The 18641-nt window shown below is 28.1% G+C and carries 16 protein-coding genes; 11 read left to right on the top strand and 5 right to left on the bottom strand.

Features of this window, described 5'->3' with window-relative positions; translation table 4 throughout:
• Positions 1-25 precede the first annotated feature (25 nt).
• From U5U50_RS02380 to U5U50_RS02345, 8 genes are all read left to right on the top strand, one after another.
• Positions 26-1441, top strand: coding sequence for a hypothetical protein (locus U5U50_RS02380; protein WP_324672427.1), 1416 nt, complete (start codon positions 26-28; stop codon positions 1439-1441).
• A 70-nt stretch (positions 1442-1511) separates the two neighbouring features.
• On the top strand, positions 1512-3590 hold the full coding sequence (locus tag U5U50_RS02375; protein ID WP_324672425.1) for an ATP-binding cassette domain-containing protein: 2079 nt from the start codon (positions 1512-1514) through the stop codon (positions 3588-3590).
• On the top strand, positions 3574-4641 hold the full coding sequence (locus U5U50_RS02370) for a sugar ABC transporter permease (RefSeq protein ID WP_324672423.1): 1068 nt from the start codon (positions 3574-3576) through the stop codon (positions 4639-4641). The genes U5U50_RS02375 and U5U50_RS02370 overlap by 17 nt, the downstream gene beginning before the upstream one ends.
• Positions 4601-5587, top strand: coding sequence for a carbohydrate ABC transporter permease (locus U5U50_RS02365; protein WP_324672422.1), 987 nt, complete (start codon positions 4601-4603; stop codon positions 5585-5587). Before U5U50_RS02370 ends, U5U50_RS02365 begins: the two co-directional genes overlap by 41 nt.
• 3 nt (positions 5588-5590) lie before the next feature.
• The gene (locus U5U50_RS02360; RefSeq protein WP_324672420.1) at positions 5591-5863 is read left to right on the top strand and encodes a hypothetical protein; all 273 of its coding nucleotides are present in this window, start codon (positions 5591-5593) and stop codon (positions 5861-5863) included.
• A gap of 6 nt (positions 5864-5869) precedes the next feature.
• The gene (locus U5U50_RS02355) at positions 5870-7912 is read left to right on the top strand and encodes a hypothetical protein (protein ID WP_324672418.1); all 2043 of its coding nucleotides are present in this window, start codon (positions 5870-5872) and stop codon (positions 7910-7912) included.
• A gap of 175 nt (positions 7913-8087) precedes the next feature.
• Entirely contained in the window at positions 8088-9896 is a 1809-nt protein-coding gene (locus U5U50_RS02350; protein ID WP_324672417.1) for a hypothetical protein, read from the top strand.
• A 106-nt stretch (positions 9897-10002) separates the two neighbouring features.
• Entirely contained in the window at positions 10003-10746 is a 744-nt protein-coding gene (locus U5U50_RS02345) for a hypothetical protein (protein ID WP_324672415.1), read from the top strand.
• A 42-nt stretch (positions 10747-10788) separates the two neighbouring features.
• Here U5U50_RS02345 and U5U50_RS02340 read toward each other — a convergent pair whose 3' ends face one another.
• The 5 genes from U5U50_RS02340 to gap all read right to left on the bottom strand — a co-directional run bounded on the left by U5U50_RS02340 (position 10789) and on the right by gap (position 15486).
• Complete coding sequence (locus U5U50_RS02340; RefSeq protein WP_324672413.1) at positions 10789-11559, bottom strand: hypothetical protein; 771 nt, start codon at positions 11557-11559, stop codon at positions 10789-10791.
• 74 nt (positions 11560-11633) lie between these two features.
• Entirely contained in the window at positions 11634-12989 is a 1356-nt protein-coding gene (asnS, locus tag U5U50_RS02335; protein ID WP_324672411.1) for an asparagine--tRNA ligase, read from the bottom strand.
• Between the two features lie 13 nt (positions 12990-13002).
• Entirely contained in the window at positions 13003-13464 is a 462-nt protein-coding gene (locus U5U50_RS02330) for a YhcH/YjgK/YiaL family protein (RefSeq protein WP_323177374.1), read from the bottom strand.
• A gap of 154 nt (positions 13465-13618) precedes the next feature.
• Positions 13619-14389 (bottom strand): hypothetical protein, encoded by a 771-nt coding sequence (locus U5U50_RS02325; RefSeq protein WP_324672409.1) that lies wholly within the window; start codon positions 14387-14389, stop codon positions 13619-13621.
• 95 nt (positions 14390-14484) lie between these two features.
• A complete protein-coding gene (gene gap / locus U5U50_RS02320) occupies positions 14485-15486 on the bottom strand; it encodes a type I glyceraldehyde-3-phosphate dehydrogenase (RefSeq protein WP_324673353.1) in 1002 nt (333 codons plus the stop codon).
• A gap of 199 nt (positions 15487-15685) precedes the next feature.
• On the opposite strand from gap, the gene U5U50_RS02315 reads away from it, so the two are divergent.
• The 3 genes from U5U50_RS02315 (at position 15686) to grpE (ending at position 18545) form a co-directional block, all read left to right on the top strand.
• A complete protein-coding gene (locus U5U50_RS02315) occupies positions 15686-16462 on the top strand; it encodes a methyltransferase domain-containing protein (protein ID WP_324672407.1) in 777 nt (258 codons plus the stop codon).
• Positions 16463-16569: 107 nt separating this feature from the next.
• Positions 16570-17613 carry a heat-inducible transcriptional repressor HrcA gene (locus U5U50_RS02310; protein WP_324672405.1) on the top strand — a complete coding sequence of 348 codons (1044 nt, stop codon included), beginning with the start codon at positions 16570-16572 and terminating at the stop codon, positions 17611-17613.
• 35 nt (positions 17614-17648) lie between these two features.
• Entirely contained in the window at positions 17649-18545 is an 897-nt protein-coding gene (gene grpE / locus U5U50_RS02305) for a nucleotide exchange factor GrpE (protein WP_324672402.1), read from the top strand.
• Positions 18546-18641: the final 96 nt, after the last annotated feature.

Genomic DNA, 18641 nt, shown 5'->3' with positions numbered 1-18641 from the left:
TTTTGCTTTCAAATTAAGGAGAAACATGAAGCTAAAAAATAAATTAATACCTTTGGTATTAGGTTCAGTATTATCATTAACACCAATTGCAATGAGTGTTTCATGTGGTTACAATGATAAATCTACTGTTGTTAAAGTTCGAGAGGGTACTAACATAGTGGATGTAAAAGTGGGTGGTCCTGCTTTAACTGCTTTAAAATTTGAAAAAAATAAATTTACTAAAACAGCACAAGTTGTTCCGGCATTTGAATCTATAGATTCAAGAGTTGAATTCGCTAAAGCTGTTGATGCTATTAAATATGCTATTGGTGCCGATCTTGATAATGAGATGACTTCTGGTTTTAGCATTAACCCTGAAATTGTTGTACAATCACAACATTTAGTTCCATCTAATTCAGCTGTATCATATGAAGAGTCATTCATTAATAAAGAATATACATACTTTATTAATGATATAAATGCAGGTAAAAAATATGAAGTTATTGTAAAAATAGATAAAAAAAATCCATATTCAATGGGATTAGATACAAAAAGTGATTATTTCAAACAAGATTTACCAAATAGAGAAACATTATTACAAAATATGACATCTATTCCTGTATCAATTAACTTTAATTTCGAAGTTTCAATTAAATTAGATGGTGAATTATGAAAAGTGTCTAAATTTAGCACTGTAGCACAAGCTAGCGGTTTAAATGTTTCTTCTACAATTACACCTAAATTGACTGATTTCCCAGTACAACCATCTTATTCAAAAATGAAAAAATTATCTATCGATTGAAACAACAAACTCATTGATATGAACTCATTTAGAGCTAGAGTTATTAGTGTATCAGATGGTGATACAGCAACTGTTGTAGCATTAGAAGACAAGAAAATGATTAACGCTTCTATAACAAAAGGATCAAAATACACAATTAGATATTCTGGAATTGACACACCAGAAAAAGCTGTATCAAGTACTTTATCTTCTCCATTCGAATATGGATTTGCATTATTATCATCAAAATTTGGAAAACAAATATTATTAAATGATGATCCAAATTCAGAATTCTATAATGTTAAAAATGAAGTTAAAATCGGATTCTCATCTGGTTTTGACTCATATGGTAGATTAACTGCAGATATATTCTTTGGTGAGGATTTTGGATATTCATATAACGCAGAGATTACAAGAGAAGGATTAACATTACCATATGATTCATTTGCTAACTGAAAAGCAAATTACTATGAACCAAAAACTTCTCCAAACTACGCAAACAGCATTTATCCAGAAATTGCATTAGCGTTTAACCATGCTCGTGAAAACAAATTAGGATTTTTCCACTACTTGGAACAAGCAGAACAAATCGAAAAATATGTTTATATAGCAAAAAGAAATAGTAAATGACAAGCATTTGAGGAACTTTACAAAATCTTACAAAAAAATAATGAGGCTTAGAATTAATAAAATTAACAATATTGATTTAAGCAATTTTAGTTTTTAAATTTTCTTATTAAGAAAGGATAAAATGAAACAAAACGAAAATACAACATTTTCATCAGCTCACGAAGCAGACATTCGTAAAATTAATCAATATGTTTCAGAATTAGAAGCAACTGATGTTGATTCTATTCCTGCTATTGAATTAAAAAACTTAAACATTGACTTCGGTGAAACATTAGCTGTTGATAATGTTAGTTTTAGAATTCCAGAAGGAAAATTAGTTACATTACTTGGTCCATCTGGTTCAGGTAAAACAACAACTCTTAATGCTATTGCAGGTTTATTAACAGTTACATCAGGAAAAATTCTTTTCAGAGGTAAAGATGTTACTGATTTCACACCTCAAAACAGAAAAATCGGGTTTGTTTTCCAAAACTACGCTTTATATCCACACATGAGTGTTTACCACAATATTGCATTTCCATTAAGAAATGACTCAGAATGACAAAGAAAATTCTATTTAGAAAAAGAAGAAGCTAAAAATGGAATTCGTTCTATTTACTTAAGAAAATTAGGAGCTTCTGAAGTAGAAATTGAACACTTAAATAAAGCATTCAAAAACTATAAATTAGTTAAAACTGAAATTTCACGCCAAGTTAGTGAAGCATACTCAAGAATTAGTAACAAACTTGAAAAAGCACATACTGATTATTCAGTTTCAGTAGTTCACGAAAATGCAGAAATTTCAGCATTAACAAAAAATGTTATTAAAACTAACAAAAAAACAAAACAAGATTCAGCGACAAAAATCCAAGATATTAAATACAAGTTCGCTCATGATAAAGCTAATGGGTTAATTAATGAAAATGAATTAAAACAATCAGAATTCTTAGCTTCATATGACAAGAACATTCTTAAATTCTCAAAACCAAAATCAGCAGAAGAGTATCAAGAAAGAATTAATAGTTTACAAGATTTCACAGCTGAGTTAGTTCAACTTGATTTAAGTGAATTAGTCTTAAAAGACAGAATAGCAATTATTAAATTAGAACAAAAAGCTATTAAATTATTAACTCGTTACAAATTCTTATTAAAACAAAAAGAAATCATTGCTAGATACCAAGTAGAAAAAGCTGAAACAAAAGCTACATACTTAGATGCTAAAGCAGAATACAATAAAACAATGAAAGAAGATGAAGAATACTTAGAATTAGTTTCTGATGAAAAGAGATTACCACAAGTAGCTGAAAAACACTTCTATAGCATTGTTAAAGAACTTGAAGACAAATATTCTGTTAAAGAAGCAATGAAAAGAGAAAGAAAAACTATTGGTTTTGATTTATTATCAGATGAAGACAGAGAACAAATTAGAGAATTATCTAAGAAAGTTATCAGTCTTAAAAAAGCTATTCACAACGAAGTTATGGAAGTTGCTAAACGTGTAGAAATTGTTCACATTTTACAAAAGAAACCTACTCGTTTATCAGGAGGACAACAACAACGTGTTTCTATTGCACGTGCTATTGTTAAAAAACCTCAAATTCTTTTAATGGACGAGCCACTTTCAAACTTAGATGCTAAATTACGTATTTCAACTCGTCAATGAATTAGAGAAATCCAACAATCATTAGGTATTACAACAGTTTTTGTTACACACGACCAAGAAGAAGCTATGTCTATTTCAGACATTATCGTATGTATGTCAACTGCTAGAGTTCAACAAATGGGTACACCAATGGAACTTTATTCAAAACCAAAAAACCAATTCGTTGCAAGATTCCTTGGTATGCCAGAAATGGGATTATTCAAATCAGAAGTTAAAGATGGTGTAGTTACAATGGCTGATGTAAAGCTTCCAGAAATCAAACTTCACAACAATAAAGACAATATCACATTAAACATTGGTGTCCGTTCAGAAGATTTCATTATTAAATCAAAAGAACAAGGTTCTATGTTCAAGGGTAAAGTAGTAGTGGAGGAAAACTTCGGAAAAGAAAGTAAATTAGTTATTTTAGTTGAAGGAGTAGGAAGAATTAACTTCTTATTAGACAACAACTACTCATTTGCTAAAAATGATGAAATTTACTTCGATGTACCATTGAAGAAATTACACATTTTCGATGCTTTATCTGAAGAGAGAATAGAATATGATATCAAGAAATAAGTTTCATAGTTTTATGCAAGAAAATTTTCCTTTCTTGTTTAATTGATCTATAAAAAAACAAGCAAAAAGAAAATCTACTTTATCACACACAATTTTAGATAAGAAAACACCGTTCTGAATTCCGATGTTATTCTTATTACCAGGTGTTATATTGTTATCATTATTTACAATTACACCTTTATTTATTAATATTTATGAATCATTAACAACAGAAACAGGATCATTAACAGGACAAAACTATGCAAGTGTTTTCACAAACCAATACTTTGCTGTTGGGGTTAGAAACTCATTTATCTATGGTTTATTTGTTCTTCCATTTGTTATGATGATTGCCTTAGTAGTATCATCAGTTATTGCTAAGCTTTACAGAAAATGAGCTAGGGGATTTTGACAAACAATATTCTTCATGCCTTATGTTACAAATGCTGTTGCTGTTTCTTTAGCATTCATTCAATTATTCAGTACATATGGACTTGTTAACCAATTAATTGGAAAAAATGTTCCATGATTAACAACAGGTGATCCTTACACATTCAACGCTCTTGTAGCTATGATTATTAATGGTATTTGAAGTGGTCTTGCTTTCAATATCTTAATTTTCACAACAGCTATGTTGGGTGTTGATAAAAACTTATACCGTTCAGCATCAATCGATGGAACAGGTGAAGTTAAACAATTTTTCGCAATTACATTACCATCAATTAAAAGCACAATTAACTTCTTAATTACATTAGGAATTATTGGTGGTCTTAAAGTATTCCCATTAGCATTATTTGAAAACAAACCAAATAACGCTTTAAATAACGGGGGTTCATCTCTTATGATGTTCGTGTATTACGCTACATCTACAGGGGACAGACGTTTAGCCGGAGCAGCAAGTATCTCGCTATTCGTGATCGGGGTAATATTCTCATCAATGATCCGTGGAGGATTCTTCTTGATGCAGTTAACATTAAATAACTTAGGAGAAAGAAATGTTTGAGTTAAAGTTATGAATACACAAGCGCATGATGCAAAAGAAATTGCGCAAAAATCAAGAGAAGTCAGCTAGTCAAGTTAAAGAGACTTCATTTTCAAAAGTTCTTACCTCATCAGTATTAAAATTATTCTTACTTGCATTATTTGGAGTTATTATCCTATTCCCATTCTTCTACATGATCTCAATTTCATTAATGAACGATGGCGAATCTCAATCATTAAAACAACAATTTAAATTCTTACCTTCATTCGCAGAAGGAAAAACATACATAGAAGGGCATCTTGTTATTGCTTCATGATCCGAAGTTGTAGCTAACACTTATAAGAGAGCATTCTCGACAGGTTATGCTAAGGCATTTGTATTCACAATGTTCAACGTTATTATTTCAGTTGTACTTAAGATCTTTGTTACATTCTTAATGGGATATGCATTCTCACTAAGAAACTGACGTGGAAAAGGACTTGTGTGATTTATTGCCCTTGCTTTACTTGTGTTACCAGAAGTTGCTTTATTATCAGGACAATACTTAATTGTTCTTAAAACAAAACTTTACAAAACTTACTTTACATTCTTATTAGCAGTTGCATTCCCATTCACAGCAAGTATTTTTAATACAGTTATGTATAAAAATGCTTTCGAAGCAATACCTGGAAGAATTAAAGAAGTTTCACTTGTTGATGGTGCTGGAGGAATGAAATACTTATTCAAAGTTGCATTCCCAATGGTTATGCCAACAACATTAACAATCGTTATTCTTACATCTCTTGCTTCATGAAACTCATACTTATGACCAGCTCTTATTTCTACAATTGGTGGTCAAGACTTACAAGTTATGTCAGTGTGATTATTCAAAGCCGGATTCGATCCAAATGATCCAGAATCAGGAGCAAACACAATGCAAAATGTTAAATTAGCTGCATCAATTCTTTCAATTATTCCTGTGTTCTTATTCTTCTTAATCTTTAGAAAACGTATTATGGCATCAATCAGTAGACAAGGTTCAACAATTAAAGGATAGTATATGAAAAACGTTAGAACAAAAGTTGTTATTTGAGCAATATTAACAGTGGTTGCACTAGGTGCGATTATTGGTTTATCAATTTTAATTAATAATGTTCAATCATTACTTGATATTAACAAAACTACCTTAGATGCTAAAATTTTACAAACATATCAATACACAAAAGCTTATTCAATAGGAGGTTTAGCATTTTCATGCTTATTATTCTTGATGGGTTCAGTCATAACATATGCTGGAATTAAATCTTGAAGATATTCAGAAATGCTAGGATAGTTATTTATGAAAAAATTATTTTCTAAAAAAGCTTTCCCATTTTTACTAGGAACAGCTGCAGTTGTAACAATGCCGCTTACAGCAGTTTCATGTTTATATGAAGATGATGTTACTGTAAAATTTGCTAAAAACTATGATGTCAATAACTCATTTGCAAAAAGAACACAAGAGAGAAGTAAAGATGCTGATGTTATAGCTAAATTTAAAGAATGAGAACAAAAACCTAGTTTAATTCAATTCTTTAAAGAACTTGATAACAGTAATGTTATGACTTACACATTCACATACTGAGATTTCTTATTTAAAAATTCATTCGATATTAAAAACGATGATTTAAAAATTGTTGCTGATAAGTTATATACAATTAGTGAAAACCACAAATCAATTTCAGTAGATGAAAAAGTATTTTCAGAAACATTAAAAGATGCAAATAACGATGCAAAAGATAAGGCACGTACATTAGTTGGTAGCGTTGCAACATTACTTAACGACTATTACGCTTCAAAAGATACAAATACAAAACACCCTACTGAAAAAGTTGAAGATTTTGAAAATGTTGCAATTCAAAAATTAACTGCTAAAGAGTTAGAAGCTGCAGGTTACTCAGAAAAACAAATTGCAATCGTTTCAAAAATTGATTCATTAATGAAAGTTGTTTTCTTCAACGAAGATCCTGCTAAATTCATTTCATTAGAAGATGTTAAAGAAGCTCTTAAAATTTACTTTAAAAATTCTCCATTTATGAATGCTATTATTGAAGATGAAACAAGAGATTCAAATAGCAGAATTCTTAAACAAAATACAGCTGATAGAAGTTACAAAATCGATTTCTCAGTAGTTAACAAAATTAATTCAGGTATTTCTTCATCACTTTTCCAATCATTCTTTAAAACAATTCAAGGTTCATTATTAAACTTTGATTATAATTCAACAATTTCTAAAGAACGGGATATGGTTTCTAATATTGTTAACTTATTAATACAAGAATCACAATCGTTTACAATTAAAAGAGATGAAGATGGAAACATTATGACTCAATCATTAGTGGGAGTTGGAGGAGGATTTTCACCTTCATACTTCATTGATGGATTAAACCCAGATACAAATGAACCATCAGATGATTTCAAAATCTTTAAACAAATTTCAATTGATAACATTAATAAGATAACATCTCACAATATTACAGAGTTCAATCAAACAGCTCTTACACCTGAAGAGGCATCTGAATTTAGTGCTGATCCACTTAAGTTCTTCCAAACACACAAATATTTAGCTTGATTTGGTACAGAACCTCTTACAGCATATGGGTACTTCACATCATTACAAGGACAATACCAAAATGCTAGAATCAAATTAGAAGCACCAACAACTAAAGACAAAGATAAAGAAGTATTCCAAGCGTATCTTGATCACTGTCAACCAATTTATGACAAAATGATGATAGATATTTCAAGATTAAAAGAAATTGAACTTCAAAAAATTGCTTTATTAAAAGCAAATAATAGTGTTGAAAATGCTGAAACTAAAGCTATTGATAAAGAAATTGATGCAATTATGACTCATCAATACAAGTTACCTAGAAGAGCAACAAACTTAAAATCAACAATAGATGTAACTTTACAAGAAGGTTACAAACAATCATTGAAAAAGTTATTACAAGGAAAAGCCAAAGTTGGTACAAACGTTCAATCATTTGCAGAATTATTTGCAAAAATTGGATTTACATTAGGTATCACAAACATTCAAGTAATTCGTGGAAATTCACCAGAACTTAAAAACAGTTACTGATTAGAATTCCAAAATAGAAAAACAGGTGAATGATACTTCTTAGATGTATTTAAACTTTACAAAGAATTCTATTACACAAGTAATGAATATGTAACTGAAGGTGAAGGTGAAAATGCACCTAAGAAATTAGTTAACAGTATCGGTTCAAGAAAAGATATTTCAAACTTATCAGTTGAATACATTAATAGTCAAATTCAAACTTCACTACCAAAAGGATACACAGTATCAGATGAGTATCTTCCATATGCAAATATTAAATAAGAATTCAAAAAAGTTGAAAAATAAAGGCAAAATCTTAAAAAGGTTTTGCTTTTTAATTTTTCACAAAATGTGAAAAAAATTAATTAAATTTGAATTTAACCTTAATAAATTACGTAAATTTATTACAATTAAAAATATGTAAAGTTCATATTAAATTAAGTTAAGGAGGCACAATATGCAAACTAAATTTAAATTACTTTTAACTTCACTTATTTCAATACCAACAGTCGCCACTATTGCTGTTTCATGTAATTCAATAAAACCAGATAAACCAACGATTTCAAGTAATGGACAAAATCCTTCTAATCCAGAGCAACCAAACACATCTTTATCTGTGCAACCTCTCAGTGTCTCAGTTTCATTAGATAATACAAAAGAAACATTAACAAGCTATGTCGAAACATTAGATCAAGATAATACAAAAGAAGTTGAGTTTGATTTAACTTTGGATAATGATGGTAATGTTTTTGTTAAAAAAGGAACTGTTAAAGAATTTGTTTTTAGATTCGATAGAAAAAAACACGACTTATATAGAAATAAAACCGATGCTAACAATAAGAGATTAAGAACAAAGAAAATTAGATGTATATTTAATAAAAAAGATAAAAAAATTACTCTTCATTTCTGAGATAAACTACATAACAAAGGTGGAGAACAAGTTTTCTCATTTGAAGAAAAAACTACTCCACCAAATAACCCAGGCCCTCAAAATCCTCCTGTGAAACCAACAAACTCACAACAAAACAATCCTAATCCTCAACCTGATCCTGTGTCTCTACCTTCAACAGAAAATGGAGAAACGCCATCAAATCCAAATCCTGAATCACAACCAGATCCTGCTAATTCAGAAGAACCTGAAGGATACATAATTAATAGTGAAAAAAGAACAGTATATGTTAGACCTCCTTTTGGAGCTCAATTCAAGTTAAAGAATAATGACACATATTTCACAACAATTTTTGCTCACTTAGACTCACCTGGTGTTGCTAAAAATGCTAAAGGCGAAAAAACAATAAATACAGACTACTTTAATATTAAAACAAAAAATGGTAAACCTAAATCAGCAGGTGCTCAAGAAGTTTCTGAATTCTTAGGGTTACCAAATGTAGCAAAACATTTTGAAGCAATTTCGCAAGATAATAGTTATGTTATCTTTGGAGGAGATACAAACATTAGTGCTGATTTCTTTAGCATTCAAAATCTTTATCCAAAAAGCTATAAATTTGCAATTACTGATTTAGGTGGATCTGACAATAAAACTCACTACACATCATTAGGTAGAACAGATGGTGTATATTCGCAACCATATGACAAAATGTTCTTTAAAAACAAAAATAAACAATATTTAGAAACATTAACACAAGTTAATACACCTGAATTAACATTTAAATTTGATATTTGAAGTTCATTTAGAAACAATGTGCTTACACCTGAAGATATGAACTTAAATTACTACACAAGTAATAAACCTAAAGAACCAATTAGAACTAGATTATCAGATCATGCTCCTGTGTGAACTGATGTTAAGGTTAAAAATAATGTTACCTTACCACATTCGAATCATTCTATAGATTTACATAGAAAAGATGCTAATGTACTTCGTATAGCTCACTGAAATGTATTGAATTATGGAACATCTGATGATTATGAAACATTCTTAAGTGCCAGAGATTTCAAATATATAGCAATCTCAAAAATTATTAAAGCTTTAGGTTTTGACATAGTTGGTTTAACTGAAATTAACTATGACAGAGCTGATAAAGTTCAAGCGATCTTAGACGAATTGAACAAAGACGGTTCAAATTGAAAAATGATTGTCCAAGATAGAAATGAAGCTGTATACCCTCGAGATAGTAAATGAGTTAAATACGACTCTCAAAAAGAACAAGTTGTAATTATTTATGATGCAAATATCTTTGATGCCACAACTTTCAAAAATAACAAAATCGGAGATTCATTCAAAGCTGAAATTCCATTAATATAATGATTATATAAATTTGAAAATAGCTAGATTAGTCTAGTTATTTTTGTTTTGATTTTAATAATGTAAAATTATTAAAATAAATATTTAATAAACTAAAAGGAGCCATATGTCAAGTGTATTTTTTTGATTAGCAGTTGCATTTAGTAGTACAGGACTATTGCTATTTGCATCTATTGCTATTACTTATGGAAACTTCATTAATCATGCAAAAATGAATGCAGTACATTTTCAAAATAATGAAAAATTCTTTAATTCTTACAAAATTGATGAAAGAATGAATAAATATTGAAACTTTCATTATATTATGTTAATTATTTTAATTTCGTTGCAATTTATTTTTAATGTATTTGCAATTTGTCTTGCATCAGTATATTTTTTAAAAGATTTTTTAGGAACAAATACTGACAAAGGTATTACTAGAATAACAAACTTACTTATTATCATTGCTTTAATCTTAATGAACGGATACTTCTCATATTTATTATTTAAAAACTTCATTGTAGTAGCTCGTGTATGACATAAAACAATGAGAGGTTGAGAAATTATTGATATAACAAAAGAACATAAAAATCTTGCAGATTATTTCTATTCAAAAATTTCAACTAAAGAATTTCCTAAAAAAATGAAATTAGACAAATTAATAATCAAAAACAGAGCAACAACACTCTCATATAGGCTTCCAAATTTCACAAAATTATATAAAAATGCAATATTACCTAAATGATTTAAAGAGGGTAAGGTTCTATACTATGCATTATTTGACACTCAATATGTAAATGTTGATTCAATGCATGTTGATGATACAAATGTTGTGGAATCACTTTACCAATTAATTAAAAAATTTTATTAATTAAAAAAATCAACTAGAATTTTCTATCTAGTTGATTTTCATTTACTTTTGATTTAATTCTTTTCAAGCTCTAACATATGAAACATTTTCATTAACTAAAAATTCTTCGATATCTTCAAAATTGAATACAAAGTATGTAATATGGCTGTAGGTTTTTTTGTTTCATTTTCATAATTTAGGAGCAAACAACTCTCTTACACCTTTAACAGCTAATCCTATAACACCATTATTCATAAATTTATTGTGATCACTATTTGCACCAATATTTTTAAGTTCAAAATCAGTTGAGCTTCCATTATTGTCATATGCTTTAGTGAATAGTTTTATATTTTCTTTTCATTGTATTTTGCTATTTTTAATTTGTTTAAGTAATTTAACAAATTTTGCATATTGTATAGAATACATAACAATATGAAAAATGAACATTAATGTGATTATTATGCAGCTGCATGCTATTATTAATGTATATAAAACGGATGTATCAAGTGAATCACTAATACTTAATTCTCTAGCTGCATATACTATATTCATAATAGAAAAGACAAGTGAAATAAAAATTCAAGCAGAAAGCATAATAAATGGTATAGTCATATATTTAAAAATCTTTTTAGCTCCATCTAAATACTTTTTATTCACAACTTTATTTTCTTGATTTCATTTTTGAATTTGTACTTGTTTATATGAATTTGTTAATCTTACAGTTTTTTGAATGAAAGAATGTGCAAAAGTTAGTATTACAATTAAAATCGCAAAAAATACGGCTAAGATGAGTAAATGAGCTCAAATTGGCAAATTGTTAAATATTAATTTCATTAAACTCCTTTATTTAATTATTATATTACTTACACGTCTTTTTAAAATAAAAACACTCATAAAGAGTGTTTAAATTACATTTTGATGCTTCCGTTTGATCTTGGGTATGGAATTGTTTCTCTAATGTTTTCTGTACCAGTGACATACATAACTAATCTCTCAAATCCAATTCCAAATCCTGAAGTTAACATATGTCCAAATCTACGTAAGTCTAAGTATCATTGTAAGTCTTCTTGGTCAATGCCTAATTCTTTTACACGTGTAACTAATTTATCATAATCAGATTCACGTTCAGAACCACCGATCATTTCTCCTACACCAGGTACTAATAAATCAAATGCAGCAACTGTTTTACTATCTTCGTTTTGTTTCATATAGAATGCTTTGAAATCTTTAGGGAAGTTAATTACTGCAACAGGTGCTTTATAAAGTTTATCTGTTAAGTATTTTTCGTGTTCTGAAGCTAAATCTAAGCCAAAGTAAATATCTTTGTTTTCAAATGTATCTGCAACTTTTTTAAGTTCTTCGATTGCTTCTTTATAATCAATGATTTTTAAAGGTGTTTCAACAAAGTGTTCTAATCTTTTGATTAAACCATTGTTTGTTACTTTATCTAAATATTCAATTTCAGTTTTGTTTTTAGCTAATGTGTTTCTTACAACAACTTTAAGCATATCATCTGCTAAATGAATAACATCTAATAAGTTGTAGAATGCAACTTCAGGCTCAATCATTCAGAATTCTGCTAAGTGTCTTTTTGTGTTTGAGTGTTCTGCTCTAAATGTAGGTGCAAAAGTATAAATTTTGTTCATTCCAACTGCGTAACTTTCACCGTGTAATTGTCCAGTAACACCTAATGTAGCTTTCTTAGATTTTCCAAAGAATGGATCTTTTGATTCGTTATCTGAAACTGTAAAAGTTTCTCCAGCCCCCTCTCCATCGTTGCTTGTAATAATTGGAGAAGCCATCAAGAAGAATTCTTTTGAAATGAAGTACTTGTGAATTTCATGAGCTAATGTTGATCTAACAAGCATAATTGCTTTAATTAAGTTTGTTCTGTGTCTTAAGTGTGGAATTTCCCTTAATGTTTCAAGATTGATTTCTTGGTTTTGAATTGGATAATCTTCATCAACTTTTTTTACTGTAACTTCTGTAGCTACTAATTCAATTGGTTGAGGCGCATTTGGCGTTGCATGTAATGAACCTTTAATAATGATTGCTGAACCAGGTTTAGTTTGGTCTAATAAATCAAAATCAAAAACTTCGCCTTTGAAGACAACTTGCAAGTTTGAAATAGTTGAACCATCGTTTACTTCAATGAAACGAATTTTTTTGTTTCCTCTGTTTGATGAAACTCACCCTTTAATAGTTACATCAGTTCAACCGTCAAAAAACTCAGGTCTTAATAATATTTTTTTAATTGAGTACATAAATTTCTCCTAATTAATTATTTGTCTTAATTTTAATTATTATCTTGTCTTTTGGACTATTTTTGTCTAATAAATCAAACATATGTGTCTCATTCTCAAAGAAAAGAACAAACTCATTTTTGTTTAACATTAATTTATTATCGTATGAATTCATTTGAACGAATTTAACATCATTATCTTTATTTTCATTCAAAATTTCGTTGTTTACATTATTTGGATTTAAATCATAATAAACAACTTCTTTTGTATCAAGTAAATTAATATGAATATCAATAGTGTTATTATGAATTTCGCCAAATAAATGGTTATAAAACGGTGTGTAATTAAGTTTCACTATTCTAATATTTTCATCAATATTAGTTACACCATATGGTAAATTATCAAAATCATATGAATTAATTAAATTCATTGCTTTACTTAAACTACTATTGCCATAATCATATTTACCTACGTTGACAAACTTGTCATATATCATTTAACCCTCCTAATAATATAATATTTTAATATTATATTATTTTTTACAACTTATGAACTTAAAGAAAATAAAAAGTATTTTCAGTTAATTTGATAATAAGAAAAACCACTTTTAAGCTAGTGAGTAAGCTTTAAAAGTAGTTTTATAGTTTAATTTATAAGAAATTTTGAGTTTCAAATAATGCTCTATATACTTTAACATAAACTTGCTTATCTTCTGATTTGAGCCAATCTCCAATTGAATCGAAGTTTAATAAAAAGTATGATAATTTTTCAATGTCAGCTCTGTTTTTCATTTTTCTTGAAACTATATTAATAGGGAAAATTGAACTAAATGATTCGGCTTTACCATAGAACACAATAGGTTTTCAAATAATTAATCTAGGGTTTTTATCATTAAATTTGAATAAGTTTATGTCAGACATTTGTGGTTCAGTTAATTCAACCCCTTCAAACATTTCTACATTAGGACTAAATCTAACTTTCTTAGCTTTTTTGATTTCATCATTTAACCTTTTCTTGAACACAAAAAAGTAAGGAATAATAAACAATGAAAAGAATTGTAAATAACTAATTGGTATAACAACTATCGGGTATAATGTTTTATATATTTCATTGAAACGATCATTGCCAGGTAGCAAAAATAGTTCTAAAAATAAAACAACATATAAAGCTACATGAACGAAAAATAGTACTATTGCAGGAATAATAACCTTGTTTTGGATAGTTTTCAATAGATAATCTTTACCTTCAAGATATTTTATGTTTACCACTTTGTTTTGTTTATTTCAAATTTTAAGTTGTTCAATTTTTGCATTAGTTAATTTTAGAAGTGATTTGTAGAATAAAAGACCAGATTTTTCGAAAATAACAAATCAACCTAAGATAACTTGAATTATAGAAATTGCGATTAATGTAAAAGGCATATTTTTTCCTTAATATGATTAATATATTAATAATTATATTAAGTTTTTGAGATGAGTAACAAAAAACACAGCTATTTTAGCTGTGTCATTGATTATTATAATTTAGCAAAGTGTTCTACTGTTCTAACTAATTGTGAAACGTATGACATTTCGTTGTCATATCATGAAATAACTTTGTAAAGTCTCCCATTTTCTGTTTCTAAAACGTCTGTTAATTTAGCATCAAAGATTGAACCATATGTAGCACCAACGATATCTGAAGACACTAATGGAGCTTCTGTATATAATAATGTTTCACTTGCTGCTGCTTTAATAGCTGCGTTTAATTCTTCAACTGTTGGTTGTTTGTCTAAAACAACTGTTAAGTCTACTACTGAACCTGTAATTGTAGGAACTCTAAGAGCTGAACCACTTAAAACACCTGTGGCTTCTGGAACTACTAATCCAATAGCTTTTGCTGCTCCTGTAGATGTAGGAACAATGTTTTGTGCTGCTGCACGTGCTCTTCTTAAGTCTTTGTGAGGAGCATCTTGCAATCTTTGGTCAGCTGTGTAAGCGTGAACTGTTGTCATGAAACCACTTTTAATTCCGAAGTTGTCAACTAAAACTTTAACAACTGGAGCTAAACAGTTAGTTGTACATGAAGCAGCTGAAATTAATTTGTCTTCGCTTGTTAAGATGTTGTGGTTTACGTTGTAAACGATTGTTTTAACATCTTTATCTGATGGAGCTGAAACAACAACTTTTTTAGCACCTGCTTTTAAGTGTTTTTCTGCACCTTCACGTTTTGTGAAGAATCCTGTTGATTCAACAACAAGGTCAATTCCTAATTCTGCTCAAGGTAAGTTTTCAGGGTCTCTTTCTGATAAAACTTTAATTTCTTTTCCATTAACAACAATAGCGCCTTCTTTAACTTCAACATCAACTGGTAATGCGTGGTATGCTGTATCGTATTTTAATAAGTGAGCTAATGTAGCTGGATCTGTTAAGTCATTAACAGCAACAACTTCCATATCTTTTGAGTTTGTTTGTAATAATCTACGTAAGAATAATCTTCCGATTCTTCCAAATCCGTTAATAGCAACTTTTTTCATAATTTTGCTTCCTTTCTATATCTAAACTAAACTTTTGATAATTTATAAAGCTATTTATAAATTGCTTATATATTATACTTTTTTTAAAAAAGTCTATTTATTTAAATTTTATAAATTAAATAGTTAGTTTTTTGTCTTTATGTAGTTTATGAATTAGTCTAAAAATTGTGTGTGATAATTTAACTTTTAATATAATTGTTTTATGAAAAATTCACAAACTATTACTATGTCTGTTAATGAGTTAACTTCAGTTTACGATACCGATAGTTCACTGAAACATTATTTTGAAGCCATTGAAAATGTCGGTATTTTAAATGCTGAAAAATATTGACTAAAAAACCTAAATATTTCCAAAACTGCAAACATTGCAGATTTAGGAACAGGTACTGGACGTTTTATATTTGGAGCGCTTGATTTAGGATTTTTAAATCTTGACGGCTATGATATTAGTAAAAAATCAATTAAAAAAGCTAAAGAATATTTAACTCAAAATCATTCAAACAAAACTAATATAAATGTGAATTTTTATGAAATTGATTTATCAAATTATAAATATCAAAAGCAATACGATTTTATGATCTTCACATTCAATTCATTGATGTGCATTCCTTATAGAATTAATAAAATTAATGCATTAAAAAATGCTTATACTGCACTAAAACCTAATGGATACATAGTTTTTAGTGCTCACGAAGCTAAAGGTGATATTAATAGAGAAAAATTAATTAAGCAACAAGAAAAAGAAATTAAGTTTAAAAATATTTCCAACTGAGATAAAGGTGACTTTATTTACTATCAAGAAGGACAAAAAGGTGTTTTATCTTATTATGATTTTGATGAAATTATGTCGCTTTTAAATGAAGCTGGAATTAAACAAATTTATAAATATGCATATAGAGATAGTCTAGGAAAAGAAACTAAAAATGCATTAGATTTTACTGATAATGCTATCTATTATGTAATTAAAAAACAAAGTTAATTGTTAATTTACCAAATGACTTCTTTATTAAATTAAAGAAGAATTCATCTTGTGAATAATTTTAGCAATTAGCTTTGTTTTTTGCTAACTTATGCTAAAATATTTTTATGGAAACAAAAAAAGAAACATCGCATTACACAAGATTAAAACCAAAACACGAGCCAATTTTAAGATGTACAGTTCAAGCTTACATTGAAACAGGAAATGCTGTAAGTAGCGCATATTTAGTTGAAAAATATAGTAAGGTACATCCTGAATTAGATTTTTCAAGTGCTAAAATGAGATACATTTTAGGTGAGCTTGAGGAGTTAGGTTACCTTATAAAAGAGTCAGGAACAAGTGGAAGAATTCCTACTTTATTAGGTCTTAATTATTATGCTAAATATCTTGCTAAACCACAGACATCTGAATTTGAAAACAAAATTGAAGCTATATTAGCAAACAAAAAAGTTGATATTGATAATACAGTTGAAAAAGCAGCTCAAATTATTGCTGATATGTCGGGTTATACAATGATTACAACTAATAATATCGATGATCAAACACTTCTTAAGAGTATTGATTTAGTTGTATTGTCACCTACAAAAGCAACAATTGTATTAGTTACATCAAATGGTGATGTATTTTCAAGAATTTTAAATATTGAAAATAACGAATTTAAAATGACTGATGTTAAAACAGCAGTAAGAATTTTCAAAGAAAGATTAGTTGACAAACCACTTTGTGAAATTCCTGAAACTGTTGCAATTTTAGAACCTATTTTAAAAGAAGCAGTTCAAAAATATCAAGAAGTTATCAACTCATTTGTTAGAAATGTTTTTAGCAACTTCAAAACTAGAACAAGAAATAAAAATAATGTTTATGGAAAAAATAACATTATCTTGAGTCAAAATATTCAAAGAGAAGACCTTTCAAAAATGATTGAGTTGATTGAAAATCATTCAATTTGAGAAAGTATTGAATCTCAAATTGAAGATGAGGAAAACATAAGAATTCAAATTGATAATTCAGGAACATATATGTCTAAGAAAATTAGCAATCATAATCAAATCACTGAAATTGCTATAGTAGGTGCTACTACTTCAAAATATGATGATATGAAGACAGCGCTTGCAATGTTAGAAAGAATTTTAAGCAATAAGAAAAAATAATCTTGCTGTAAAATTAGGAGCAAAAGAGGAGAAAAATGAATAATTATTTAACAAAGGGAAAGATTTTTGAGGGTAATAAAATTACTGCTGAATTTGAGCTTTTTTTAGATTCAAAAGAAATTATTGAATTTAAAGGTAAAAAAACGATCACAGTTGGTGAAAATGAATACTTACCTGATTTTGACAAATATTTAATTGGTCAAAAATTTAATAAAAAATTAACTATTAAATTAGTGTTTCCAAGTGATTACGTTTTAAAAGACTTTTGTGGTAAAAAAGCTTATGTTAATTTAAAAGACATAAAACTTCAGATTTCACACAATAAAAAAGAAGAATTAAAAGTTGATGATAAAGAGAAAGAATTATTAGCTGAAGAAATTGAAAAACTTAATGAAGAAAAAATTCAATTATCTTCACAAATTGATTCTTTAAATGCAAAAGTTAAAGAATTAGAAAACAAAATTCAATTAGACCAATATACATATAAATTAAAACTTCAAGAATTAGAAGGAAACTTAAAGCAAAAATATGAAGAATTAGTTACAAAAACTAATGAAGCAAAAAAACAAGAAGTTTTAGAAAACAAAAAATATGCATTATCTAAATTTTTAGAAGAATTTATGGAACCATATAACAATTATATGGGGGCTATGAATGCTGGTTTAAATTCAGATAATGAAGTTGTTAAAAACTATTGCTTTGGATTTTCAATTGTTGCAAAACAATTTGAAAATTTATTTAACGAAAATGGTGCTCAATTAATTGATCCAATTGTAGGTTCTGAATTTGATGCTCACACTCAAGAAGTTGTTCAAATTGAACACGATAATAATAAAGTTGACAATTCTATTATAAGAGTAGTTAGATATGGTTTAAAAATTGATGATAGAGTAGTTAAACCTGCATCAGTTGTTATCTCAAAAATAAAATAAAAAAATTTAGCAAATAAATTATTGTTTTGCTAAATTTCTGTTATAATATACTCAATTAAAAAAGGATGAAAAAACATTTTATTGCAAAAGGAGATT

This window comes from Mycoplasma sp. 888, from assembly GCF_035609225.1.
Classification (GTDB): Bacteria; Bacillota_I; Bacilli_A; order Mycoplasmatales; family Metamycoplasmataceae; genus Mycoplasmopsis.
This window is presented reverse-complemented; position numbering and strand designations above follow the sequence as displayed.